Annotated in this window: 20 protein-coding genes; 15 read left to right on the forward strand and 5 right to left on the reverse strand. The window is 55.4% G+C overall.

Features of this window, described 5'->3' with window-relative positions; all coding sequences use genetic code 11:
- The first annotated feature begins 163 nt into the window (after nt 1-163).
- The 6 genes from Q371_RS16925 to Q371_RS25910 all read left to right on the forward strand — a co-directional run bounded on the left by Q371_RS16925 (nt 164) and on the right by Q371_RS25910 (nt 11,016).
- Nucleotides 164-1,222: an ABC transporter permease gene (locus Q371_RS16925; RefSeq protein WP_211253858.1), complete on the forward strand. Its 1,059-nt coding sequence runs from the start codon at nt 164-166 to the stop codon at nt 1,220-1,222.
- Nucleotides 1,219-2,133, forward strand: a complete 915-nt coding sequence (locus tag Q371_RS16930; RefSeq protein WP_034342444.1) for a carbohydrate ABC transporter permease — start codon at nt 1,219-1,221, stop codon at nt 2,131-2,133. Before Q371_RS16925 ends, Q371_RS16930 begins: the two co-directional genes overlap by 4 nt.
- A 72-nt stretch (nt 2,134-2,205) precedes the next feature.
- A complete protein-coding gene (locus tag Q371_RS16935; protein WP_051964663.1) occupies nt 2,206-3,825 on the forward strand; it encodes an ABC transporter substrate-binding protein in 1,620 nt (539 codons plus the stop codon).
- 100 nt (nt 3,826-3,925) lie between these two features.
- A complete protein-coding gene (locus Q371_RS16940) occupies nt 3,926-6,244 on the forward strand; it encodes a glycoside hydrolase family 95 protein (protein ID WP_051964665.1) in 2,319 nt (772 codons plus the stop codon).
- Nucleotides 6,245-6,611: 367 nt separating this feature from the next.
- The gene (locus tag Q371_RS16945; RefSeq protein WP_034342448.1) at nt 6,612-8,651 is read left to right on the forward strand and encodes a beta-galactosidase; all 2,040 of its coding nucleotides are present in this window, start codon (nt 6,612-6,614) and stop codon (nt 8,649-8,651) included.
- Nucleotides 8,652-9,027: 376 nt separating this feature from the next.
- Nucleotides 9,028-11,016, forward strand: a complete 1,989-nt coding sequence (locus Q371_RS25910) for a sensor histidine kinase (RefSeq protein ID WP_051964666.1) — start codon at nt 9,028-9,030, stop codon at nt 11,014-11,016.
- Nucleotides 11,017-11,300: 284 nt separating this feature from the next.
- Here Q371_RS25910 and Q371_RS16960 read toward each other — a convergent pair whose 3' ends face one another.
- Nucleotides 11,301-11,483: a hypothetical protein gene (locus Q371_RS16960; RefSeq protein WP_034342453.1), complete on the reverse strand. Its 183-nt coding sequence runs from the start codon at nt 11,481-11,483 to the stop codon at nt 11,301-11,303.
- A gap of 145 nt (nt 11,484-11,628) precedes the next feature.
- Nucleotides 11,629-12,114, reverse strand: coding sequence for a hypothetical protein (locus tag Q371_RS16965; protein WP_034342456.1), 486 nt, complete (start codon nt 12,112-12,114; stop codon nt 11,629-11,631).
- Between the two features lie 135 nt (nt 12,115-12,249).
- On the opposite strand from Q371_RS16965, the gene Q371_RS16970 reads away from it, so the two are divergent.
- A complete protein-coding gene (locus Q371_RS16970) occupies nt 12,250-13,224 on the forward strand; it encodes an aldo/keto reductase (RefSeq protein WP_034342459.1) in 975 nt (324 codons plus the stop codon).
- A 66-nt stretch (nt 13,225-13,290) separates the two neighbouring features.
- On the opposite strand, the gene Q371_RS16975 is transcribed toward Q371_RS16970, so the two are convergent.
- Nucleotides 13,291-13,476, reverse strand: coding sequence for a hypothetical protein (locus Q371_RS16975; RefSeq protein ID WP_034342462.1), 186 nt, complete (start codon nt 13,474-13,476; stop codon nt 13,291-13,293).
- 130 nt (nt 13,477-13,606) lie between these two features.
- Between Q371_RS16975 and Q371_RS16980 the strand changes: the two genes are divergently transcribed.
- The 3 genes from Q371_RS16980 (at nt 13,607) to Q371_RS16990 (ending at nt 16,717) form a co-directional block, all read left to right on the forward strand.
- Nucleotides 13,607-14,431 carry a hypothetical protein gene (locus Q371_RS16980; protein WP_034342465.1) on the forward strand — a complete coding sequence of 275 codons (825 nt, stop codon included), beginning with the start codon at nt 13,607-13,609 and terminating at the stop codon, nt 14,429-14,431.
- A gap of 51 nt (nt 14,432-14,482) precedes the next feature.
- The gene (locus Q371_RS16985) at nt 14,483-15,364 is read left to right on the forward strand and encodes an alpha/beta fold hydrolase (RefSeq protein WP_051964668.1); all 882 of its coding nucleotides are present in this window, start codon (nt 14,483-14,485) and stop codon (nt 15,362-15,364) included.
- 75 nt (nt 15,365-15,439) lie between these two features.
- A complete protein-coding gene (locus tag Q371_RS16990) occupies nt 15,440-16,717 on the forward strand; it encodes a hypothetical protein (RefSeq protein WP_034342468.1) in 1,278 nt (425 codons plus the stop codon).
- Between the two features lie 56 nt (nt 16,718-16,773).
- Here the strand turns inward: Q371_RS16990 and Q371_RS16995 are convergent, their stop codons facing one another.
- Nucleotides 16,774-18,177, reverse strand: a complete 1,404-nt coding sequence (locus tag Q371_RS16995) for an FAD-binding oxidoreductase (RefSeq protein ID WP_051964670.1) — start codon at nt 18,175-18,177, stop codon at nt 16,774-16,776.
- A gap of 523 nt (nt 18,178-18,700) precedes the next feature.
- Between Q371_RS16995 and Q371_RS17005 the strand changes: the two genes are divergently transcribed.
- Both Q371_RS17005 and Q371_RS27120 read left to right on the forward strand, forming a co-directional pair.
- On the forward strand, nt 18,701-20,137 hold the full coding sequence (locus tag Q371_RS17005) for a hypothetical protein (RefSeq protein WP_034342473.1): 1,437 nt from the start codon (nt 18,701-18,703) through the stop codon (nt 20,135-20,137).
- Complete coding sequence (locus Q371_RS27120; protein WP_157442773.1) at nt 20,134-20,286, forward strand: hypothetical protein; 153 nt, start codon at nt 20,134-20,136, stop codon at nt 20,284-20,286. Before Q371_RS17005 ends, Q371_RS27120 begins: the two co-directional genes overlap by 4 nt.
- Nucleotides 20,287-20,522: 236 nt before the next feature.
- Here the strand turns inward: Q371_RS27120 and Q371_RS17010 are convergent, their stop codons facing one another.
- Complete coding sequence (locus Q371_RS17010) at nt 20,523-21,266, reverse strand: DeoR/GlpR family DNA-binding transcription regulator (RefSeq protein WP_051964672.1); 744 nt, start codon at nt 21,264-21,266, stop codon at nt 20,523-20,525.
- Between the two features lie 70 nt (nt 21,267-21,336).
- Between Q371_RS17010 and Q371_RS17015 the strand changes: the two genes are divergently transcribed.
- The 3 genes from Q371_RS17015 (at nt 21,337) to Q371_RS17025 (ending at nt 23,562) form a co-directional block, all read left to right on the forward strand.
- Entirely contained in the window at nt 21,337-22,032 is a 696-nt protein-coding gene (locus tag Q371_RS17015; RefSeq protein WP_169743878.1) for an HAD family hydrolase, read from the forward strand.
- A gap of 8 nt (nt 22,033-22,040) precedes the next feature.
- Complete coding sequence (locus Q371_RS17020) at nt 22,041-23,207, forward strand: MFS transporter (protein WP_034342476.1); 1,167 nt, start codon at nt 22,041-22,043, stop codon at nt 23,205-23,207.
- 151 nt (nt 23,208-23,358) lie between these two features.
- Nucleotides 23,359-23,562 carry a hypothetical protein gene (locus Q371_RS17025; protein WP_034342479.1) on the forward strand — a complete coding sequence of 68 codons (204 nt, stop codon included), beginning with the start codon at nt 23,359-23,361 and terminating at the stop codon, nt 23,560-23,562.
- The last annotated feature ends 33 nt before the right edge of the window (nt 23,563-23,595 follow it).

Raw genomic sequence — 23,595 nt, forward strand, 5'->3', positions numbered from 1 at the left:
AGGTTTCAGGCTTCCCGGCCTTTTGAGACACCCCATGTGGCAAGACCACAAATGCAGATGCAACTGTCCCGAGCATGTGGTTCTGAAAATTTGTATCATTGGCTCTGGAACGCGATTGAGAGCGTGAACATTTGATTTCTCAATTGACAATCGAACCGTTTCGATGCTATGGTTTGAACAGTCACCACAAGCCCAAAACGGCCAGAGCCCACCCCTCTGGGCCACCCTTTCAACTGACCTGATTCAGGCCAGACCCCCTGTCACAGGAGGCAGGCACATGCAGATGGAACGCACCATCCCCGCAGAAAAGAAAAGGAAAAAAGGGCTCCTCAGCACCCTGAGTGAACAGAAATACCTCCTGTTCATGTCCGTGCCCTTCATGGTTCTGGTGTTCATTTTCAGTTACATCCCGATCTGGGGCTGGACCATGGCCTTCCAGAGGTACCGCCCGAGCAAAACCTTCTGGGAACAGGAATGGGTGGGCTTCGCCAACTTCGTGAAGATGTTCGAAGACCCCAATTTCTACCTCGCCCTCAAAAATACCCTCGGGATGAGCGTGCTGGGCCTGATCATCGGGTTCACCATGCCCATCCTGTTCGCACTCCTGCTCAACGAGCTTCGCAACGGATTCTTCAAACGCTTCGTGCAAACCGTGTCTTACCTGCCCCACTTCGTGAGCTGGGTGGTGGTCTCTGGACTGGTCTACAAAATGCTCTCCACCGACGATGGACCCATCAACCAGCTGATCGCCATGTTCGGATACGAAAAAGTGCAATTCATGGCCAAAAGCGAATACTTCTGGTTCGTGGTGGTGCTGTCGGACCTCTGGAAAGAACTCGGCTGGAACACCATCATTTACCTCTCGGCAATCACTGCAATTGATGGAAGCCTGTACGAAGCCGCCAAAGTGGACGGGGCCAACCGCTGGCAACTGATGCGCCACGTGACCCTGCCCGGCATCAGCCGCGTGATCGTGATTCTCTTGGTGCTCTCCATCGGACACCTGATCTCGATTGGCTTTGAAAAACAAATGCTGCTGGGCAACCCTCTGGTCAGCGACGCCTCGCAGGTGCTGGACCTGTACGCCCTGAAATACGGCATCGGTGAAAACAACTTCTCGTTCGGCACCGCCATCAACGTGATCAACAGCGTGGTCGGACTGATGCTGCTGTTCGGGGCCAACGGCTTCTTCAAGAAAAGAACAGGAGAAAGCGTCATATGAGCCAGTCCCCTTACCGCAATCCCCTGCAAAAACCCTCTGTGATGGACCGGGTGGTGGACATTGGCATCGTGGTGGTGCTGCTCCTGGTGGTGATCGTCACGCTCTATCCCTTCCTGAACGTGCTGGCCATCTCCTTCAACGCCTCATCCGACACGGTCAAAGGGGGAATCACCATCTTCCCCAGAGCCTTCACCTTTGACAACTACCGCACCATCTTCTCTTTCGGCTCGATTCCGCAAGCCTTCCTGATTTCTGTGCTTCGCACCGTGGTCGGCACGGTCCTGAGCCTGATTGCCTGCTCGATGGTGGCTTACGTGCTGTCCCGCAAGGATTTTGTGTTCAGAAATTTCCTGAGCCGGTACCTTGCCATCACCATGTACGTCTCTGGGGGCATGATTCCCTTCTTCATCCTGATCCGCGACCTGCACCTGATGAACACCTTCACGGTGTACATCCTGCCCGGACTGGTCAACGTGTTCTTCATCTTCATGATCCGCTCTTTCATCGATGCCCTGCCTTACGAACTGCAAGAATCGGCCAAGCTGGACGGAGCCAACGACTTCACCATCTTCTGGCGGGTGATTCTGCCCCTCTGCAAACCCGTGCTGGCCACCGCTGCCCTGTTCATTGCTGTGGGCCAATGGAACAGCTGGTTTGACACCTACCTGTTCAACGGTTCCAACCCAGACCTGACCACCCTGCAATTCGAATTGATGAAAATTTTGCAGTCCACCCAGACCGGACAGGACGCCGTAAACGGCAACGACATGGCCCGCAACATGCAGCAGGTCAGCCCAGAGTCCATCAAGATGGCCATCACCATGGTGACCACCGTGCCGATCCTGATGGTCTACCCCTTCCTGCAACGCTACTTCGTGGCAGGCATGACCCTCGGGGCCGTCAAAGGCTGAGCCCCATCCCACTGTTTCAAACAGCAGGATTCAAACCCCTGAATGCTGCTGAAACCTTGAAGGAGAAACACCATGAAACGCACTGCTCTCGTCACCCTCGGACTCCTCAGCATCTCTGGCGCTTTTGCCCAGACCACCATCACCGGATTCTTTGCCGACCCCAACCCCAACTGGATGAACATGCAGGACGATGTGGGCAAGGAAATCACCAAACGCACTGGCGTGGTCCTCAAAGCCGAATTTGCCGTGGGAGACCCCAACCAGAAAATCAATTTGATTGCTGCCTCGGGTCAGTATCCTGACATCATCGCCCCAAAAGGTGCAGCAGGGGTGTTGATTGATGCCGGAGCCATGCTGGACCTCACCTCCATGATCAGCAAAAGTGCACCCAGCATCAAAAAAGTCATTGGCAATCAGCTCAACCGCATGAAGTTTTCCAACAAAGACCAGGGCATTTACTTCATCCCCAACAACGACACCATCGGACAGGTCAATTTTGACACCGACGCCCTGTTCAAAGTCCAGTTGGCGGCCCTCAAAGAAGCCAAATACCCCAAAATCAAAACCCTCAAAGACTTTGAGAAAGTCATCGCCGATTACGTCAAGAAACACCCCAAAACCGCAGACGGCAAGCCCACTCTGGGACTCTCCCTGCTGGCAGATGACTGGCGCTTCGTGATTTCTGTGACCAACCCCGCCTCTTTCGCCATTGGCTCTTGGGATGACGGGGAATGGGCCGTGGACACCAAAACCTACAAAGCCAAACCCCACTTCTTCCGCCCAGAGGAACGTGAGTACTTCCGGTGGCTGAACCACATGAACGACATTGGCCTGCTGGACAAAGAATCCTTCACCCAGAAATACGACCAGTACCTCGCCAAGATTGCCTCTGGCCGGGTGGTCGGTGTGATCGATGCCAACTGGGACATTGGTGATGCGGTCAACTCCCTGAAAGCTGCAGGCAAATTTGACCAGATGTACGGGCGGTTCGGACCCACCCTCAAGAGCACCATGAAAGCCGGATACAACGCGCCCACGGGCTTCCGTGGCGGTTACGGCGTGGGGATCACCAAGTCTGCCAAAGACCCCGCCAAGATCCTCAAGTTCCTCGATTTTCTGTCCAGCGATGAAGGTCAGGTGCTGATCAACTGGGGCATCGAAGGCAAGCATTACAAAGTGGTGAACGGCAAACGCGAATTCCTGCCCAAGTATCAGGAAATGAAAGAAAAAGACCCTGCTGCCTTCCAGCGTGAAACCGGAATTGGCAGTTATGGCCTGTCCCTGCGTTATGGGGACGGGGTGAAAGACAAGAGCGGAAATTACTACACCACCAACTTCCCAGAGCAAATTCTGGACGGCTACACCGACGCCGAAAAAGCTGCCCTGAAAGCCTACAAAGTCAGATTCTGGGGCGATTTGCTGCCCAAAGCCAGCCAGTTCAAACCCATCCCCTGGGCTGCTGCATGGTCGATTCCAGTTCCTCAAGACAGCGCACTGTCCGAATTCTGGAACCGTGAGCAGGAAATCACCCGCAAGTACATCCCGAAAGCCATTCTGGCCGATCCCAAAGACTTCGACAAAATCTACGATGAAATGCTGAACGTGATGGACAAACAACTCAGCAAGTACAACGACCTGATGACCGAACTGGTGCAGGACCGCCTGAAACTCTGGGGCGTGATCAAGAAGTAACCCCCTGTTTTACACCCTGCTTCTCGCCACCCCCTGCTTCTCGCAAGCTTGAAGCTGTCCCCCTTCACTGGGGGACGGTTTTTAAGGACCGGAACCCAAGATGACTCCACACCTGAGATACACCCGAGCTGCACAAAACTGGAATGAAGCCCTGCCTCTGGGAAATGGCTTGCTGGGGGCCATGGTTTATGGAGGTGTCCATCATGAAACCCTCGATTTGAACGAAGGCACCCTGTGGTCCGGTTTCCCCAGAGACGACATCAATTACGAAGCCAGACGGCACCTGCAAAAAGTGCGGGAATTGCTGCAAGACGGCCAGCACTTCGAAGCCCAGAGCCGAATCGAACAGCACATGCTGGGACGCTCCCCTGAAGCCTATCAACCTCTGGGCACCCTGAAAATCCATGCCCTGAATGCTCCAGAGGCATCAAACTACCAGCGCACCCTGAACCTGTCAGACGGCATTTTTGAGGTGCAATACCAGAGGGAAAACGGGACTCGGGAGTCGCGTGAGGCGTTCATCAGCCACCCGGATTCGGTGTTGGCCTACCGCTGGAAAGCCGAGCAGGGCACCCTTCCCGAGCTTTTCATCACGCTGGAGACCCCTCATCCTGCACAATTGCAACTTGAGCAGGCAGGTCTGGTGCTGAAAGGCCAACTGCCTTCCAGAGTGGTGGACAATTACCATCAGGACCACCCCGAGCCTGTGCTTTACGAAGACGGTCTGGGCCTCTGTTTCTGTGCCCTGCTGAAAGTCCAGACGGAAGGGGGAAAAGTCACCCCTCTGGCACAGGGCTTAAAGATCGAGGGGGCAAGGTCGGTGGTGGTGCTCCTGACGGCAGCCTCCAACCATCAGGACTGGAAAACCGTCCCAGATCCTCTGGATGAACGGCCCGAGGTGCAGTGCCGGGAAGTGCTGGAAGGGGACGGTCCCCTGTCTTGGGAAACCCTCAAAGCAAGGCACCTTCAGGACCACCAGAGCCTGTTTTCAAGGGTGTCCCTGAACCTGTACGCCGATTCCAGTCGGGACCACCTGCCCACCGACCAGAGGCTGCAAGCCTACAAGGCCGGAGAACAAGACCCTGAACTGGAAAGCCTGTACTTCCAATATGGGCGTTACCTGTTAATGGCTTCCTCCAGAGCCGGAGGGCAACCCGCCAACCTGCAAGGGCTCTGGAACCCCCACGTGACCCCGCCTTGGTGCAGCGATTACACCATCAACATCAACACCCAGATGAACTACTGGATGGCAGAAAGCTGCAACCTCTCCGAATGCACCGAACCCCTGTTCGCCTTGCTGGACGACCTTTCCCATGCAGGAAGGCGAACAGCCAGAGTCCATTACGGGGCCAGAGGATGGACCGCCCACCACAACACCGACCTCTGGCGCATGACCACCCCCACCAACGGCAGTGCCAGTTGGGCATTCTGGCCGATGGGTGGAGGGTGGCTTTCCCGGCACCTGTGGGAACATTACCTGTTCACGCGGGACACCGACTTCCTGCGGTATCAGGCTCTGCCTGTGCTCTCTGGGGCAGCAGAATTCCTGCTGGACTGGATGGTGGAACACCCGAACGGCACGCTGGGCACATCTCCATCCAGCAGTCCAGAAAACCAATTTCTGGACGCTCACGGACAGAAGTGTGCCGTGACCTCATCGTGCACCATGGATCTGGCCATTTTGAAAGATGTGCTGTCCTGCACTCTGGAGGCCTGCGAAATTCTGGACACCCACGAAGACCTGCAAGAAGAAATCCGGGCTGCCCTGCCCCGCATTGCCCCTTTCCAAACCGGGTCCAGAGGTCAGGTGCTGGAGTGGGATCAGGAATTCGAGGAGGCCGAAAAAGGCCACCGACACTTCTCCCACCTGTACGGTCTTTTTCCTGCCGACCTGTTCGATGCCCACTTGAAACAGGCCAGTCGGGTCACCCTGCAAGAACGCCTTGACCACGGCAGTGGACACACCGGATGGAGCGCAGCATGGGCCGCCAACCTGTTCGCACGCCTGCAAGACCGCGAAAAAGCCTACGAGATGCTGCACAAACTGCTGGCCCACTCGACGTTGCCCAACCTGCTGGACGACCATCCTCCCTTTCAGATTGACGGCAACTTTGGAGGCACCTCTGCCATCTCAGAAATGCTGCTGCAAAGCCACGGAGACGTGCTGCACCTGCTGCCTGCCCTGCCCGAGCACTGGGCCTCTGGAGAAGTCCGGGGCCTGAAAGCCCGGGGAAACCTGACCGTGGACCTGCTCTGGCGGGATGGAAAACTGGTTTCTGCTCAAATTCTTTCAGCCCAGAATTGCACGGTGGTTGTGCAGCACGGACATTTTTGCAAAAGCATGGATTTGAAAGCAGGGCGGAAGGTGAGGCTGGGAGGGGCTCTGGAAGGGCAGCTTGAGGGGCAAAAGGCTTTGTAGGGGCTAGGGATGCCTCGCCCTTTTGCCGAGAGCCGAGAGCCGAGAGCCGAGAGCCGAGAGCCGAGAGCATCGTCCCACACGTATAAAAATCTTCAAAGGGAACTGTAGGGGCGAGGCGTGCCTCGCCCTTGGAAGAACAGAAAGCAACATGCTCTATCCAAACAAAGAATCTTCAAAGGGAACTGTAGGAGCGCAGCGTGCTGCGCCCAACACAAAACCCAGAGCGTTCAGTCATTCGTACCAGAAATCGTCAAAGAGACCTGTAGGGGCGAGGCATGCCTCGCCCAAACCCACCAACCCCAGAGGGCTTTCAAAGCTGAACGCTGATGGCTGACAGCTGAACGCTTCTCTCAAACCAAGGAGCACCATGATCAACCTGAAAATCCCCAAAATTCCTTACGGCGGAGACTGGAACCCCGAGCAGTGGGACCGTGAAGTCTGGCTGCAAGACATCGAAATGTTCAAAGAGGCTGGAATTGACCTGCTGTCCATCAACATTTTTTCGTGGACCCAGTTGCAGCCCGATGAAGACACCTACGATTTTGCGATGCTGGATGACATCATCCGGCTTTTGAAAGAAAATGACATGAAAGTGTGCCTCGGGACGGGCACTGCTGCACACCCGGCGTGGATGGCCACAAAGCATCCGGACATCCTGAGGGTGGACTTTCAGGGGCGCAAACGCAAGTTTGGAGACCGGCACAACTCTTGCCCTTCCAGCCCCACTTACCGCCGTTTCGCCCCGAGGCTTGCAGAAGAACTGGCCAAACGCTACCAACATGAAGATGCGATTTCCCTCTGGCATGTGTCCAATGAGTACACCGGGGTCTGTTACTGCGAGAACTGCGAAAAAGCCTTCCGGGTGTGGCTCAGAAAGCGTTACCAGACGCTGGATGAGCTGAACCGTGCATGGAACACCCGTTTCTGGAACCAGACCCTCACCGATTGGGATCAGGTGGTGGTGCCCAACCAGCTCACCGTGCAGTGGTCGGACCGGGGGATGTGCCAGCAACCTCTGGTGCTGGATTTCACCCACTTCAGCTCGGACAACTTTTTGGAGGTGTACAGCCTTGAGCATGAAGCCATCAAGAAGCACATCCCAGAGGCTGTTGTCACCACCAACCTGATGGGGGCGTACCGGCCTTACAATTACCGCGAGTGGGCGAGGAAAATGGACGTGGTGAGCTGGGATTGCTACCCTCAACCCAGCCAGCCTCCGGCCCATGTGGGTTTCCTGCATGATCTGATGCGGGGACTGAAAAACGGCCAGAGTTTCCTGTTGATGGAGCAAACCCCCAGCCAGACCAACTGGCAGCCGTACAACTGGGTGAAACGGCCCGGTGCGATGCGTCTGGGCAGTTATCAGGCGGTGGCACACGGTGCGGATTCGGTGCTGTTCTTCCAGATGCGCCAATCGGTGGCTGCCTGCGAGAAATTCCACGGGGCAGTCATCGACCACACCGGACGCAACGACACGAGGGTGTTCAAAGAGGTGGCGGCTCTGGGCGCCGAATTGCAGAAACTGGGTCCAGAGCTGCTGGGTTCTGAACTCCAGAGCGAGGTGGCCCTGTGGTTCGACTGGGAAACCTGGTGGGCGCTGGAAAATTCTGCTGGCCCGAGTGTGGACCTGCACTACATGGAGCAGGTGGCCCGTTATTACAGCGCTCTACATCAGGACGGAATTTCTGTGGATGTGGTGGGACCGGGATCTGACCTCTCGAAGTACAAACTGCTGGTGACACCCACCCTGTACTTGCTGCACCCTGAGGACACGGACGCCATCACAGCTTTTGTGCAAAACGGAGGCACCCTGCTGTCCAGTTTCCTGACCGGTGTGGCAGACGTGAACGACCATGTGTTCCGTGGAGGGGCACCCGGCCCACTGCGTGAAGTGTTCGGGCTGTGGAGTGAAGAAATCGACGCCCTGCCTCCAGCACAAAAAAACCGTGTGGTGATGGAAGCCCCTCTGGGTGAGCTGCAAGGCAGTTACGAATGCAACCTCCTGTTTGACCTCTTGCGCCTGAATGGAGCGGAAGTGCTCGCCACTTATGGAGAGGATTTCTATGCAGGACAGGCTGCACTGACCCGCCACATTTACGGCTCTGGCACCGCGTATTACGTGGCCACCAGTCCAGAGGAAACCTTCTTGCAGGGGCTCATCCGGCATGTGTGCAAAGAGAAAGGCATTGCAGGACTGCTGCCAGAGGTGCCTGAAGGTCTGGAAATCACCCGGCGCAGCAAAGACGGCAAGGATTACGTGTTCCTGCTGAACCACAAACCGACAAAAATCACCGTGGATCTGCGTGACCTGCATCTGCATGATCTGCTGCTGGACGAAGAACTCTCAGGATCCATCATTCTGAAAGGCCGGGATGTGAAGGTGTGCAGGCAAATCCACGTACAGTGAATCAGCAAGAGCAAAGGGATCTTGAAATCCAGAGAGGGTCAGTCCTACAGACAAGGGATGTCTCGTTCGCACCTTTGAAAGTTTGACCCCAAAAGCCAGCACATCACTGGGGTCTTTTGCTTTCATAAACAGCAAGATCCACAGAAGAAAAGTGAAAGCCCACTCTGGTTTTGAGACTCAAGAGGAAGCAAGAAAACTTTCCTTACGGCTGAAAGCTGAATGCTGAACCCTGACGGCTCTTGATGCTGGCATCGCCCGAACAGCAACTTTGCATTGACCTTGGTCCATTGAAGCTTTGCCTTCAGTTGTTTCCAGAGGGGTGCCTTAAAATGAACAGGGTAAAATTTGTGTGCAATTTGCATTCCTGAAAGGTTCCATGTCCAATCCTGTCTCTGCTCTGGCACAATCCAGTTTCTCTTTTGATGACTTTTTTCAGCGTCACACCTGTCCGATGCTGCTCGTGCATGCCTCGACCTGCAAGGTGATGTCGGCCAATCCACAGGCAGTGAAGCAGTACGGCTGGACCCTGACGGAATTTCAAAACCTTGCCTTGCAGGACTTCACCCTTGCCCCTCTGGAGGACTTCGGTCAAAAACCAGAGGGGCAATTGCGTGTTCCCCAGAAGGCCATCGGGGGACAGGTGTTTCAGATGGAATTGACGTGGCAAACCCACGGTGAAACGGTGGTGGTCACGGCCCGCAACATGCTGCTGGAACAGGCATTGCAGCAAGAGTTGGAACACCAGATCTCCCAGATGCAGCGCATGGCCGAATTGCCACGCTTGCTCTACCCCGAGACCAGCATGGACGCCATCCACCAGACCATCACCGATGCTGCCCGTGAAATCATCGGGGCGCATCAGGCGGTCACCAGTCTGTCTGAAAACCAGAACTGGGAACAGATGCTCTCTGCCCTGTCCCTGAGCGAGAAATATGCCGAGTACCGGGATTTTGATCCTCCTCCCACAGGCAAAGGCATTTACGTGATGGTCTGCGAAAACAACCGTTCCATGCGCCTGTCCCAGAGCGAACTGGAGTCCCATCCCAGATGGCGAAATTTCAGCGAGCATCAGGACACCCACCCGCCCATGCGGGGTTGGCTTGCGGTGCCCTTGATCGGAAGGGACGGCAAAAACCTCGGGTTGATCCAGCTCAGCGACAAGTACGAAGGGGAGTTCACCGAACTCGATGAAATCATGTTGATGCAGTTTGCCCATGTGGCCTCCAGCATCATCGAATCCAGCAAAATGCTGCACCAGATTGTGTCCACCGAACGCCGCATGAACGTTGCCTTGCAAGCCGCAGAAGTGGGCTACTGGGAATGGGACATGCCGACAGGGAATCTGTTCTGGGATGAAAAAACCGCTGAATTGATGGGCGTTCCCCTCTCCGAATTCTCTGGGCGCATTGAAGCTTTTTACGATGCCCTGCGCGAAGACGACCAGAGCCGTGTGATGGAAAACATCAGCCACGCCCTTGAAAACCATGTGCCTTACTCGGTGTCCTTCCGGGTGAAAGGCATCACCGACCACCACCACCGGATGGCAAGGGGCCGCTTCCACTACCGGGACAATGGCACAGCTTATCTGTTCACGGGCATCATCATGGACATCACCGAAAGGGTGCAGGCCCTTGATCAACTTCAGGAAAGCGAACGCAAGTTGCGTGAACTGATGCAGGTTCAGAAGCGCTTCATCGCAGACGCAGCACACGAGTTGCGCACCCCCCTGACCGCCATTCAGGGCAACCTCGACATGTTCACCCGTTTTCCCCACATCCCCGAGCAGGACAAAAAAGAAATCCTTTCTGATGTGCAGCGTGAAGCCACCCGCCTCGGGCGTCTGGTGAATGACATGCTACAACTCGCCCGAGGGGACGCAGGCGCCGTTTTGCGCTCCGATGAACTGGAACTCCATCAGGTGGTGCAGGCCGCATGGAAACAAATCGAACGTGTTTCTGAACACCACACCATAACGCTCGGGCCTCTGGAGCACATCACCCTCGAAGGGGACAGCGACCGCCTGAAGCAACTCACCTTGATCTTGCTGGAAAACGCCCTGAAGTACACCCCGGAAGGGGGAACGGTCCACCTGGCTTTGCAACGCAACCAAAACTGCGCAGAACTGCGCGTTCAGGACAACGGATACGGCATTTCCCCTCAGGATCTGGAACGGGTGTTTGAACGGTTTTACCGTGCAGACCAGAGCCGCCACCGTGGAGAAGACCCCGGAGGGACCGGCCTCGGGCTTCCGATTGCCCGCTGGATTGTGGAGCAGCACGGAGGACACATCTGGCTGGAAAGCGAAGTGGGCAAAGGCACTGTGGCAGTGGTTCAATTGCCGATTCAGGAACCCGAGCAGGATTGAGACAACAAACCACCACAACAGCTGGGCATGCATTTGGTCAATTGAGACTGGGTTTTTGATATCCTTTTAGAAGGCACAAAGTGAAGCATCCGTTTTGGTTTGGCCATTCCTTTGCTGGCATTTCTGTAGTAAGCAATCATGAGCAGACGCCCCTGATCATCGAACTGCAAGAGCCCACCATGGCCAGTCAGGTGAACCCCAACTCCGTAAACATCCCAATACCATACGGCAAAAGGAACCTTTGCTCTGATCAACCATTTCAAGACACGCACCATCGTCAAATGTCAGGCAGGAGGAAACCATGACGCCCACTTGGACTCTGGTTCCTGCATCCATTTGAAGCGAATCGATTCAACCTGCCCACCCCAAAACACCACTTCCACCGTTTCATCCACAAACCCATAAAGATTTTGATCAACCTGATAGGCAATACCTCCAAAAAGGGCCTCAAGGTCTTCAACAGTCAAGCACAAGTTTAAATTTCTGGTTGTCCCAGTACGTAAAAAGGAGAGCAGGTCACGCTTCCAGAAAGCACTTTTAGGCATATCTGATCATATGGCATGTGGCCCAGAAGCTTGACTTGAAGCTCAACTTGAGGTTGAAAACCAGCAATCATGGCTTTGTCTTTTTGGTTCCAAGTTTCAGGTCTGGCAAAGCTTCAAGCGTGTCGACAGCTTCCCTCAAACCTGTTCCCACCTTTTGCAATTGGGGTTTGGCTTCAAAAAAGGGCGCAAAGAACCTCGCTTTTTCGCTGATTTCACGAACCAGATCTTTCCAAGACACCAAAATGCCTTCAGCCCAATCCTCTGGAGTCACTTCAATGCCATGCTCTTTCTTTTCCAGCCTCAAGCAGTAAGGGCCTTCCATGAAAACAAAGGTGGCCGATTTGCTTCCATGAAGGGTTAAAAGCGCATTCGCCCACCAGCCCAGAACAATCCCCGGATTGTCCCACCAACCTTGGTTGGGATAGCACCTGTCATTCAGGGTCAACCACATGGGACAAGACGAATGTGGCTGGTCTGGATCAAAAGGCAAAGCCTCTCCCAGAGTGATTTCAAATCGATGTTCCATCATGCCTCCACTGTAAAACAGGATCATGGTTTGACCCCTTGTGAAGTTCCTTATTGCCCATCATTTGAAGGGCCTGAAACACCCTGCCCCTTCTGCACATCTTCCCCATTGCCACAAACCTTGCAAGACCGATCAGGTATAACGGTACAGGAGGAACACAACATGCACAAAAGAACGCTGGGACGCACCGGCCTTGAAGTCACCGAAATCGGTTACGGGGCCTGGGGCATCGGACAGAGCATGTGGATTGGCGCAGACGACAACGAAAGCCTGAATGCCCTGAGGCGTTACGTGGAACTGGGCGGAAACTTCATCGACACCGCTCTGGGGTACGGCGACGGGCACAGTGAAAAACTGGTTGGAGAAATCGTCCGTGAACACCCCCATGTGCTGGTGGCCACCAAAATCCCCCCCAAAAACCTGATCTGGCCTGCCCCAAAAGGCATTCCGGCCAGTGACGCTTTCCCTGCCGAGCATGTGATTGCCTGCACCGAACAGAGCCTGAAAAACCTCGGGCTTCCCCACATTGACGTGCAGCAATTCCACGTGTGGGACGATGCATGGACCGATCAGGGAGACTGGCAGGACGCCATCACCCAACTGAAAAAAGACGGGAAAATCCGCCACTTCGGCATTTCCATCAACGACCACCAGCCCGAGAACGCCATCCGTCTGATCGAATCCGGTCTGGTGGAGTCCGTGCAGGTGATTTACAACGTGTTTGACCAGAGCCCGCAAGACCGCTTGCTGGACGCCTGCCTTGCCCACAACATCGGCGTGATTGTGCGGGTGGCCCTCGATGAAGGGGCCTTGTCCGGCAAAATCACCCCCGAAACCGAGTTCCCCGAAGGGGACTGGCGCCACCATTACTTCGGAGGCAACCGCAAGCAGGAACTGCAAGAACACCTGCGGGCCATTGAGCAGGACCTCGGGATCTCGACTGCGCAACTTCCAGAGACCGCTCTGCGGTTCGTGCTGTCCCACCAAGCGGTTTCCACAGTGATTGTGGGCATGCGCAGCGTGGGCAATGTGGAACGCAATGTGCTGCTGGCAGACGGTCAGGGCCTCCCTGCCGAGCAGGTGCAGAAATTGCACGGGCACCGCTGGGACCGCAACTGGTATCAGGCTGCCAAATAAAGGTTTCAAAAAAGGTTTGTTGGATCGATTCCCCTCTGGTTTCAGGGGGGAATTTCATTGCAAACGTCATTCCAGAGGAGGTTTTCTTCCCTCTGGCAGTCGGTTGATGCCTGCCTTTCGGTCATGAAGCACTTCACCCTCTGGTGTTTTCACCTGTACGTTGGTGATGGTGGGATGGGTGCGGGCCACTTTTCCAGACTGCACCAGACGTTTGAACGTCGCATCGGTGGCTTGCCTTTGTACAGAGTGCATCCACCAGAGCCCACCTGCAACCACCAGAAGTCCCAGCGCCAGAAATTTCAGGCTTGATTTTTTCTCTTTTTGGCGGCTCTGGCTGTAAATTTACCCACTGCCTCTGTTGATCGTGCATTACACTGGAGCCATGACGTTGCTTCAGCAGGTGGCTCCAGAGTGCAAGGTTTTCGCGGAAACCTGTGAAAGCCTGCTGAAAAGAAGGCAGGCCGGGCCAGTGCACCTGTTCAAGCAATGGACCCGTGATGAGTTGTGCGACCTGTCCTACAGCTCTTACAAGGCTCTACTGAGGGGTGTGGTTCGCAATCCCCCGAGGCGCAATCAGGTGTTGGACCTTGCAGATTACTTTGAGTGCAATTTGACGGAACGCAACCAGTTGCTGGTGTCTGCGGGTTATGCCCCACTGAACCTTTATCTGACCGGTTCAGAGTTGCAAGACGCCCTGAAAGTGGGTTTTGAAACCCTTCACCTGATGCCGTGGCCTTCCATCCTGATCACGCGGGATTGGACCATCCATGGGGTGAATGCAGCGGTTTTGCAGCTGTTTCAACTGGACCAGCAGCAGTTTGAGAAGCTGCCTCTGGAAAAAAGGCATGTGCTGCACCTGACTTTTGATCCGAATTTGCCCCTCTATCCCCTGTTTTGCGGAGGCACTGCAATCTGGAAGGAAGCAGCCCGCAGAGATGTGCTCACTTTTTTGCGTGAAAACCCGTTTGCCCTGCAAGAAGAGTGGTTCCAGTTGTGCGTGCAGCAACTGATGCAGCTTCCCGTTTTCCCTGAACTCTGGAAACATGCCTCTGAAGACCATGCAGAGGTGCCCCTCAGCCCCCTACACCTGTTGCATTTGCAGATGGCGTCAGGTGAAACCTTGCAACTGCGCCTGACCTACACCTTGCTGGGTGAGCTCGATTACCCGAGGATCCTGAGTTACATTCCGGTCTCCAGAGACACCTGACAAGAAAAAATTTTTCTGGTCTTTTGGGCAGGGGTCTTGCACACTGGACCCATGAAAGAACTGAAAACCGCTGTGCTGCCCGCAGGTTCCATCCAGTATCAGGATTCCGGCTCTGGCCCCGTGCTGCTGTTTTTGCACGGCATGATGGTGGACCACCGGCTCTGGAGGAAAGTGGTTCCAGCTTTGGAAACCCGTTACCGCTGCATCGTGCCCCTGTTGCCGATTGGAAGCCACACCCTGCCCATGCCCGAAGATGCAGACCTGAGCCCTCAGGGGGTGGTGCGCTTGATCGTGCAGTTCATGGATTTCTTGAAGCTGGACCGGGTGACCCTGATTGCCAACGACACCGGAGGGGCATTCAGTCAGTTTTTGATGGTGCAGTGCCCTGAGCGCATTGAAAAAGTGGTGCTGAGCAATTGCGACGCTTTTGAGGTGTTTCCGCCCAGACGGTTTGAATATCTGGTGTCTTGCTCCAGATGGCCGGGTTTCATGGACCTAATGGCCCTGATGATGCGGATTCCGGGATTGGCTGCCCTGCCCACCACCATGGGAGACATGAGCCAGACCCGCCTGGAACTTTTGCCCGCTTACCTGAAACCCATGATCCGGAGCAAAGCAGTGCGCCGGGATCTGGCAAAAGCCTTCGCTGGGGTGCGCAAGAAAGACATGCTGGAGGTCACCCAACAACTGTCCCGCTTTCAGAAACCCGTGTTGATCCTCTGGGGCAAGAAAGACCCCCTGTTTGGAACACATCTGGGAGAAAGGCTGCATCGAGCACTTCCCCAGAGCGAACTGGTCTGGATGGAGCACAGCAAAGTGCTGGTCCCTGAAGATGAACCCGAGCCTATGGCAAAGTGGATCCAGCACTTCTTGCAGGGGCCTTTGCAGCCTCAAGGTCAGGCAACCACCCATCAAAAAGCTTTCTTGCAATAGGCAAGATCAACTGGGGTGGTCCTAAGCTGGTTTTCCCTGCTGTTTGCCGTTTTCTTTTGATAGGATGAATCCGTGATGAAACAATTACATTTTAAATGGCTCCTGACCGTCGTCCTGCTCTCTGGCGCAGCAAGTGCTGCCTCGGTGGATTCCCTGCTCAAGGACCTGAAAAGCACCAGCAAAGAAACCCGAGAAAAAGCCCTTGATGCACTGGTAGACATGGCCGATGCAGGCTTCACCGAAAAAGAAAGCCTGAAGGTGCTGGACGCAGCAGCCCAGAAATACGAGGCCACTGGAGAATACAGCGTCAGCGCAGAATTGATCTCTTTTTTGCGGTATGACCCCAAGCCTTCCATGATCAAGCCCATTGTCAATGTGTTTCCCAAACTGGATGCCGATGGCAAGTGGTTCGCGCTGGATGTGCTGACCCGACTGGAAAAAAACACCACCGCCCTGAAAACCTATCTGGGTCTGGTTGGAAAACATGCAGCTTCTCTGGACAGCCTGCCCATCCGCAACCTGAAAAATCAGGAAGGGGTCGCGGACCTGCTGATTCCAGAGCTGTTCAAGTACACCAAATTCCCCAAATTGCAGTTTGACATTTACGATCTGGCCCTGTCTTACCTGTACGACGAAGAACTGACCAGCGAAGACATCCGCAAACACGAAAAAACCATCCTGAACGACTACAAAGTCCTGTCCGCCAAACTGAAAGCAGCCCAGCAGGACTCTGGAATTGCATGGCGCTGGGCAGAACCCTACAACACCGACCGGTACCTGGGCGGAATCATGCTGGACATGGTGGGTTTCATGAAAACCAAAACCGGGGATGCGGTCTTGAAAGAAGCCCTGCAATTCAAAGACCCCCACCTGCAAGCCTGGGCTGCCATTTCTCTGGTCTACAACGAACAGAATGTGCCCTCAGAGGTCTTTGAGAACATCGCAGCCAGCAACGAAATGCGCTGGACCCTGTACGAGTACCTCGAAGATGCAGAGAGGCTTGACCTGTTCCCTCAGGCTTACCGCAACCAGCAGGCTCTGGCCACTTCGGACCTGACCAACCTGTTGATTGGTTCGGATTACCTCGGTTATGAACCCGAGAACATTGAGTTCGTGCAGAAATTCACCCGTCAGGACGAAGACACCCTGAACGATTACTACCTGTTCAAATTCACCGATGAGGATGGCGTCGAGTACGCTGGCCTTGCCGGTCCTTACTCTCCAGCCAAAACCGCCACGGTGCAGGGTGGAGACGACACCTACACCCTCTTTGACGAGTGGGACAGCCGCACTGCGGAAGGCCACTATCAGGCCATTCTGGATGAGCTTTACGCCGAAGGCGACATGGACTGATTCCAACCCAAAAAGGACCGCAACCTGAAAAAGTTGCGGTCCTTTTTTGTGCGGGTTCAGAGTTGCAGCACACTGCGGGCAGCAGGCACATTCATGTTGCGGGCAAAGACGTTTTGCGGATCGTACTGGGCTTTCAGGGCAGACAGGCGTTCCAGATGGGTCAGGCCGTACGTTTCCTGCACTTTGTAGGCTTCACGGCTGCTGGCGAAATTGCCGTACATTCCGCCCATGAAAGGTTCAAGGGCCGTCCACATGCGTTCGGTTTCGTACCAGAGGTCAGGCAGGTGCTCTCTGGAGGGGGACATGTTGGACACCAGCAGCAAGAAGTTCTTGTCGCGGTGGGCAAAAGCAGCACTGCCAGAGGGGATGCGGGCCATTTTGCCACCCAGCACCCTGAGTTGCACCAGTTGGGTGGGGGCCATTTCCAGCACACAGGCTTTCACCAGAGCTGGAATGAAATCCGGGTGCAGTTCTTTCATGAAGCCCGAGCGGACCGTGTGACAGTGTCCCTGTTCTGATCCAGCAGCCATCAGGTGAAAGAGTCCGGTGTAAGGCATCACCCCTGAAAGGTCTGCAACGGCATGACCCAGTTCGCGGAAAGGCTGGAACACTTTTTCGGCCACTTGCAGGTCTCCGGTGCAGCAACCCACGATGCCCACCACGGGTTTGCCCACGGCTTCGGCAGGAACGAATGGGGCAGGAGGGGCAGGCATGAGGATCACCTGTGTGGTGAGGTCCTCTGGGGCCATCTGGGCCAGTCGGGCGTATTCGGTGAGTACATGTTCGGCTTCCAGACCAGGGTAAAACACGATTCCGGCGTAAATCAGACCACCTTCGTGGGCCTGGTATTCCAGCCGGGTGATGATGCCAAAATTGGCCCCGGCCCCTTTGAGGCCCCAGAACAGCTCGGGGTTTTCGGTCTGGGAGGCACGCACCACTTCGCCCGAGTGGGTCACCAGTTCAACGGACAGCAAACGGTCGACGTTCAGGCCGTGCTTGCGGACCATCCAACCGATGCCTCCCCCCTGAGCGAGTCCAGCCACACCCACCGTTCCGGTATCTCCAGCGGTGATGGCAAGGCCGTGTGCTTCGAGTTTTTCGGCGACCTCACCCCAGGTCCAGCCTGCGCCAAGGGTAACTCTGGCACTGGCAGGATCCACTTCGAAGGTTTTCAGGCCAGAGGTGTCGATCACCATGCCGTCTTGCACGGTACCAAAACCTGCGGGGCTGTGACCTCCAGAGCGAACCGCCACAGGCATCCCCTGTCCGAGGGCAAAACGCAGGGCCAGAGCAACGCTTTCGGTGTTCTGTGGACGCACCACCAGTGCAGGGGTGGCCTGTTCAGCGTTGTTCCAGATTCGGGAGGTGGCCGTGAATTCTTCCATGTGGGGAAGCAAAACGGCTCCATCAAAGTTGGAAATCAGGTGAGCGATGCTGTTGGGGTAAAGGTCTGGGTTCATGGTGTTCTCCTGTGACCGCAATGGACGGTCTGTGATGTGGTTTGAAAGGCAGGATCTTCTTGAAGAATGTCCTTTGCTCTGGATACAGGTTAGAAAGACCTCCATGGTCAAAGCATGGTTGGGTTTTCCCGGAGAACTGGACAGCCTGAAGGCTTTTTGCAAAGGATGGGTGGATGAATGGCAACCCACAACCCCATCCAACAAGCACAAGCCCACGAAAAACCCCTTCTGCATGCAGAATCATTTTTGAATCATGGAAGGTGAACAGGTGCCAGATCCTCTGGAACGCCTGAGTTCATGTCCACAAAACGGCAGGTTGGCCCATGGTCAGCACATCCCTTTCTTCCATTCTTGACAGTTGTCTCATTTGAGACTCATGTGAGATGGATCTCAGTTGAAGTGAGGCTGAAACAGCATCTGGAACGTGCAATCCACTGAAAAAATGCTGGCTTTTTTAAGCCGTTCTAGAGGATTTCTTAATGCACGTTTTTTTTCATGCTCACCTGTTACATTGAGGATAACCATGTCTCTTCCGTCTCTTGCGCAACTGGGTCAACTGATTCACTCACCTGTGGATTACCTGCACCTGTACACCCAGTGCGAACGGGAAGGGAACCTGACCGAACTGCTGACAGCACTGGAAACCTTGCCTTTCAGCGAAATCCGCGAGGCCAGAAGGGCAAGGATCTTGATTCGCCTCGGGATGTCTGAAGAGGCCAAAATCCTGCTGGCACCCCACCTTTCAGAACCCCTCTGTTTGGCGTGGTACCTGGCTTTGCTGGTGCGAGAAGTGGACGAAACCCAACTCAGGCGCATCATCACCCGGTATCCGGTCACCTGGCCCCTCAATGCCAGACCCACCAACATGGAAGCCAAAGCCCGCATGCACATCGTGAGGGGTGCGGCCTTCGTGACCCTCAACATGACCGACTCGGCCGCCAGAGAATTCTCTGAAGCCGTGCGTCTGTCCGAACTGCTGGGCGACCGCTTGACCCGCAGTGTGGCAGTGGTAGAATTTGCCCGCAGGGACTTGTTCAACAACAAGCTGGAGAAAGCAGCCACCACCTACCGGGATGTTTTAAGGGACGTTCCGGCCAGTGCCACCATTGCCGAGTACAGCATGTCCTACCTGACCTTGCTGCATTGGCTCTTGGGCTGGGGCGAAGACGGTCTGTCCGACTGGGCAAGGCATGCCCTGTGCACCGCCAGCCTCGGAAAATGGTCGGGAAAACCGGTTCAGTACCCTCCAGAGATCACCCTCTACAAACTGGGAGAGGTGCTGCACACCCTGCAAGAATTGCGCAGCCTGTGTGATGCACAGATGCTTTACACGCAGTCGCCTGCAGATTCAAGCATCCAGCAGCTTTTGGCACACATCCAGAGCATCCATCTGGACCCCGAAGCCAACGAAATTGTCCGGCAGATGGTGCAATACGCTTTTGCTCTGGCTCTGGGTTTGACCGGTCAGCCTGAAGCATTGGAGGTGCTGGGAGATGGTGTTCCTGCACCCACCAACGGCATCTTGCAACTGGCCCTTTTGCACCCCGTCTGTCAAATGGAAATCCAGATTCGCCAACAGCAAGAAAACCTGGAAAGCTTCCAGAGGCACCAACAGGACTTTGCTGCAGGCTTTCCACGCCTGAGTGAAGCTGCACAACACTGGGTGGCACGCTGGATGCAGCACTTCACCCCTTATGCCCTGCATGTGGTGTCTCAGGAATCCGTCCTGTTGCAGGAGGCCACCCAGAGCTGCCTGCGGATTGAACAGGGTCAGGCTTTCCATCAATCCCAAATTTGGCCCCTTCACACCATCACACCTGTGTGGGTTCAGGCTCTGGGACAACCTGCAGTGGTTGTGGCAAATGTGCTGGATGCCCACTTGATCCACAGGAAAGATAAAGAAAAGAGTAAGGCATTTCCCCGGTTGGCTTCAGCTTCTTTGGGTAAACTCGATGCATGAAGAGAAAACTGATGATTCTGATGGGAGTGTTGGCCATTCTGGGAAACCCAGCCGCTTTTGCTGAACCCGGCCAGAACAACGGTCAGGGCCCCAACAGCACCACCTACTCCACCCAAACCGATCCTGCCAAGCCTTGCACCACCTGCTGATGCAAGAAGCTGTGAAAACCGCTTTCTGCCCACCTGCTGTGATCAAACCACCTGACCACCCACATGTGTCCTTGAGACCATCACCCAACTGACTCCAGAGGCTTACCCGTTAACATTCGGAAGCCTCTGGTTTTGTTTTGGTCCCTGAAGATGTTGGATTGAACCTTGGGTGTCAATCCTCTGCGAGGTTTTGCCCTTCTGGAGATGAACATTCCAAATGACGGAATGATGGCCAATCAAGCCAGCACCACTTCAGGCACCCACTCCTGCCACCCTTCCAGGTTCCCATCGGTGACCAGCACATCAATCTCAGAGGTGGGCGCAATGAAACTGGAGGACACCAGCCCGAGTTTGGTGTGGTCGGTGAGCACCATTCTGCGGATGCTGCTGGAAAAGATCGCCCGTTTGACCAGAGCATCTTCCTGATAGGGGGTGGTGTTTCCAGCGGTGGGGTGCAGGGCTGCTGCGCCAATCAAGGCCACATCGGCGCGGAATTCCTGAATGGTTTGCACGCAGGTGTGCCCGTGGAAGTGCCTCAGGGTCTGGTTCCAGAGCCCCCCGGTGACGATGAGTTGCACGGTGGATTTGTGTTCGAAGCAGTGGGCCACTTCGAGGGAGTTGGTGATGACAGTGAGGTGCAAGTCCTGTTCAGAGAGGGCTTGGGCAGCAGCGAGGGTGGTGCTGCCTGCGTCGATGAACACGGTTTGCTCGGGTTGGATCATGCGGGCTGCAGCTTGACCGATGCGGACTTTGTTGGTGCTGAGCACGCTGGCCCTCTGGGTGTAGGTCAGGCGTGGGGTGTCAAGCATCACGGCCCCACCGTGGGTTTTTTGCAGGTATCCGTGGTCTGCAAGGTGTTTGAGGTCACGGCGGATGGTGTCTTCAGAGACCTGCAGGTGGCTGGCAAGGTCTTGAACGGTGACCCGACCCAGACGGATCAGGTCATCGAGAATGCGTTTTCGGCGCTCTTCGGCAAACATGGGCAAGTTCATTGTAGCAAAAATGCAGGAGTTTGCAGGTTTTTGCGTTTTTTGTCGTACAATGGTTCCCATGAACGAGATCTTGCCGAAATTTGCCGATTTGAGAGCAGTGCTCTTTGACATGGACGGGGTACTGACCCAGAACACCCCCTTCCATGAACTGGCCTGGAGACAGGCCGCAGGGCAGCAGTATGGAATCGACATCCCCGAGGGAGACCTGCGCATCCATGCAGGCAAAAACAGCGAAATCCTGCAAGTGCTGCTGAACCGTGAAGTGCCCGAGGAAGAAGTGCAGCACTTTCACCACCTCAAAGAATCCACCTATCGGGACCTCGCCAGAGGAAGCCTTGAACCCACCCTGGGGCTGAAAGCCTACCTGAACTGGTTGCAAGAGCAGAACCTGCAAGTGGCTCTGGTCACAGGAGCAGACCGGCCCAATGTGGATTTTGTGCTTCAGGCCCTCGGGCTGACAGACACTTTTGCAGTGCAAATCACCTCTGAACTGTTCGAAAAAGGCAAGCCCGATCCCACCTGTTACCACCTCGCACTTCAACAACTGGGGCTCACCCCTGCTCAGGTGCTGGTTCATGAGGATTCTCCAGCAGGAACCGCAGCCGCGGTGGCTGCGGGATGCACCGTGCTGGCCCTCGGAACCACCACCACACCAGAGGTCCTGCAAACCCGAGGGGCTGCAAAAGTGTTCCGGGATTTCACGGACATCCTGCCCTTCATGCAACGGCATCAAAGTGCCGTGACAGGCAGATAAGTTCAACCATGCAGAACGCACCCCTTCCTCTGGAACGCCAGACGGTCAACGCACGTCTTGCCGTCTCAACCGTGTTTTTTCTGCTGGGTTTGCTGTTTGCCAGTTGGGTGTCCCGCATTCCTGCCGTGGCAGAACACCTGAACCTCAATGAAGCCCAGCTGGGGGTGGCCCTGCTCGGGGTGGCAGTGGGGGCACTGCTGGCCTTTCCCCTCTCTGGATGGGCCACTTCCCGTTTTGGCTCCCGGATGCCCACCTGGGTGGGCATCACCTTCATGGCGGTGGCGTTGCCTCTGGTCACTCTGGCACAGGACCTGATCGGCTTGACCTTGCTGTTGTTGCTGCTGGGTGCAGGCAATGGAGGCACCGATGTCGCCATGAACAGCCACGCCGTCGAAGTGGAAAACCGTTACCACAAACCCATCATGTCCAGCTTTCACGCCCTTTTCAGTGTGGGAGGCATCGCTGGAGCCCTGCTGGGCGGCTTGATGGCCAAACTGAACATTGATCCTCAAATGCACTTCCTTGGGGTGTCCCTTTTCTCGATGCTGCTCACTTTTGTGGTGCGTCCCATGCTGCTCAAGCTGCCCGGCTCTGGTGAACAAGGCCCAGTGTTTGCTGCCCCGCCTCGCAAACTGCTCGGGCTGGGCATCGTGATTTTCTGCGTGGCCATCGGAGAAGGGGCCATTGGGGACTGGTCTGCTGTGTATCTGAAGGAAACCCTCAAGACCACCGAAGCCACCGCCACCGCAGGTTATCTGGCCTTCTCGGTTGCCATGGTGCTGGGAAGGGTGCTCGGGGACAACATGCGTGCCCGCATGGGTGCAGTGATGCTGGTGGGCAGTGGCTGTCTGGTGGCTGCAATGGGTTTGCTGATGGGGCTTTTGATTCCTCAACCGTGGGCTGCCCTGCTGGGATTTGCAGCTGTCGGATGGGGCCTGTCGAGCGGTTTTCCTGTTGCATTCAGCGCAGCAGGAAAATTCCCCGGCGTGCATCCCGGCATCGCCATGGCTGCCGTGGCCACCATGGGTTACACCGGTTTCCTGCTTGGCCCGCCAGTCATCGGGTTTCTGGCCCACCTGACCACCCTGACGTGGGGGCTTGGTCTGGTGGTGCTGCTGGCTCTGGTGGCTGCCCTGTTCTCCAAGAATGTGCAAGTGGCCGATCAACGCACCTGATGCCCAATAAGCTTTACTGCGTTGATCCATGAACTGAGAGGTTCCTTGGCATCCTCTCAGTTCAAAAAACCTCGACCAGAGAAACAGCCTTTTGTTCTTCCGTCAAATGCCACAAAAGCCCCCAGGGTAAGCGCAAAATCTGGCTTTTGGCATGTCACTTGAAAAAGCGTTCAGCGATCAGCCCTCAGCTTTCAGCAAAAAGCTCACCAAAAGGCTTTTGCAAACAGCAAAACAAAAAGCCACAAACGGAAAGCCACTCAGACTTTCCGTTCAAAAAGCAGCCAGAAAACTGTCCTTATTGCTGACGGCTGATGGCTCTTGGTGTTGGCATGGCCTGACAGTGACTTTGCGCTGACCCTGAAACTGTAACACCACTGTGCACCCCAGA

It is taken from the genome of Deinococcus misasensis DSM 22328 (genome assembly GCF_000745915.1).
Lineage (GTDB): Bacteria > Deinococcota > Deinococci > Deinococcales > Deinococcaceae > Deinococcus_C > Deinococcus_C misasensis.

Coding starts and splice junctions, on each gene's coding strand:
- Q371_RS16945 (WP_034342448.1), top strand. CDS start 6,612: ATGATCAACCTGAAAATCCCCAAAATTCCTTACGGCGGAGACTGGAAC.
- Q371_RS16940 (WP_051964665.1), top strand. CDS start 3,926: ATGACTCCACACCTGAGATACACCCGAGCTGCACAAAACTGGAATGAA.
- Q371_RS16990 (WP_034342468.1), top strand. CDS start 15,440: ATGAAACAATTACATTTTAAATGGCTCCTGACCGTCGTCCTGCTCTCT.
- Q371_RS16935 (WP_051964663.1), top strand. CDS start 2,206: ATGAAACGCACTGCTCTCGTCACCCTCGGACTCCTCAGCATCTCTGGC.
- Q371_RS16930 (WP_034342444.1), top strand. CDS start 1,219: ATGAGCCAGTCCCCTTACCGCAATCCCCTGCAAAAACCCTCTGTGATG.
- Q371_RS25910 (WP_051964666.1), top strand. CDS start 9,028: ATGTCCAATCCTGTCTCTGCTCTGGCACAATCCAGTTTCTCTTTTGAT.
- Q371_RS17015 (WP_169743878.1), top strand. CDS start 21,337: ATGAACGAGATCTTGCCGAAATTTGCCGATTTGAGAGCAGTGCTCTTT.
- Q371_RS17025 (WP_034342479.1), top strand. CDS start 23,359: ATGTCACTTGAAAAAGCGTTCAGCGATCAGCCCTCAGCTTTCAGCAAA.
- Q371_RS16975 (WP_034342462.1), bottom strand. CDS start 13,476: ATGCACTCTGTACAAAGGCAAGCCACCGATGCGACGTTCAAACGTCTG.
- Q371_RS17005 (WP_034342473.1), top strand. CDS start 18,701: ATGTCTCTTCCGTCTCTTGCGCAACTGGGTCAACTGATTCACTCACCT.
- Q371_RS16995 (WP_051964670.1), bottom strand. CDS start 18,177: ATGAACCCAGACCTTTACCCCAACAGCATCGCTCACCTGATTTCCAAC.
- Q371_RS16925 (WP_211253858.1), top strand. CDS start 164: ATGCTATGGTTTGAACAGTCACCACAAGCCCAAAACGGCCAGAGCCCA.
- Q371_RS16965 (WP_034342456.1), bottom strand. CDS start 12,114: ATGATCCTGTTTTACAGTGGAGGCATGATGGAACATCGATTTGAAATC.
- Q371_RS17020 (WP_034342476.1), top strand. CDS start 22,041: ATGCAGAACGCACCCCTTCCTCTGGAACGCCAGACGGTCAACGCACGT.
- Q371_RS27120 (WP_157442773.1), top strand. CDS start 20,134: ATGAAGAGAAAACTGATGATTCTGATGGGAGTGTTGGCCATTCTGGGA.
- Q371_RS16970 (WP_034342459.1), top strand. CDS start 12,250: ATGCACAAAAGAACGCTGGGACGCACCGGCCTTGAAGTCACCGAAATC.
- Q371_RS16980 (WP_034342465.1), top strand. CDS start 13,607: ATGACGTTGCTTCAGCAGGTGGCTCCAGAGTGCAAGGTTTTCGCGGAA.
- Q371_RS16985 (WP_051964668.1), top strand. CDS start 14,483: ATGAAAGAACTGAAAACCGCTGTGCTGCCCGCAGGTTCCATCCAGTAT.
- Q371_RS17010 (WP_051964672.1), bottom strand. CDS start 21,266: ATGTTTGCCGAAGAGCGCCGAAAACGCATTCTCGATGACCTGATCCGT.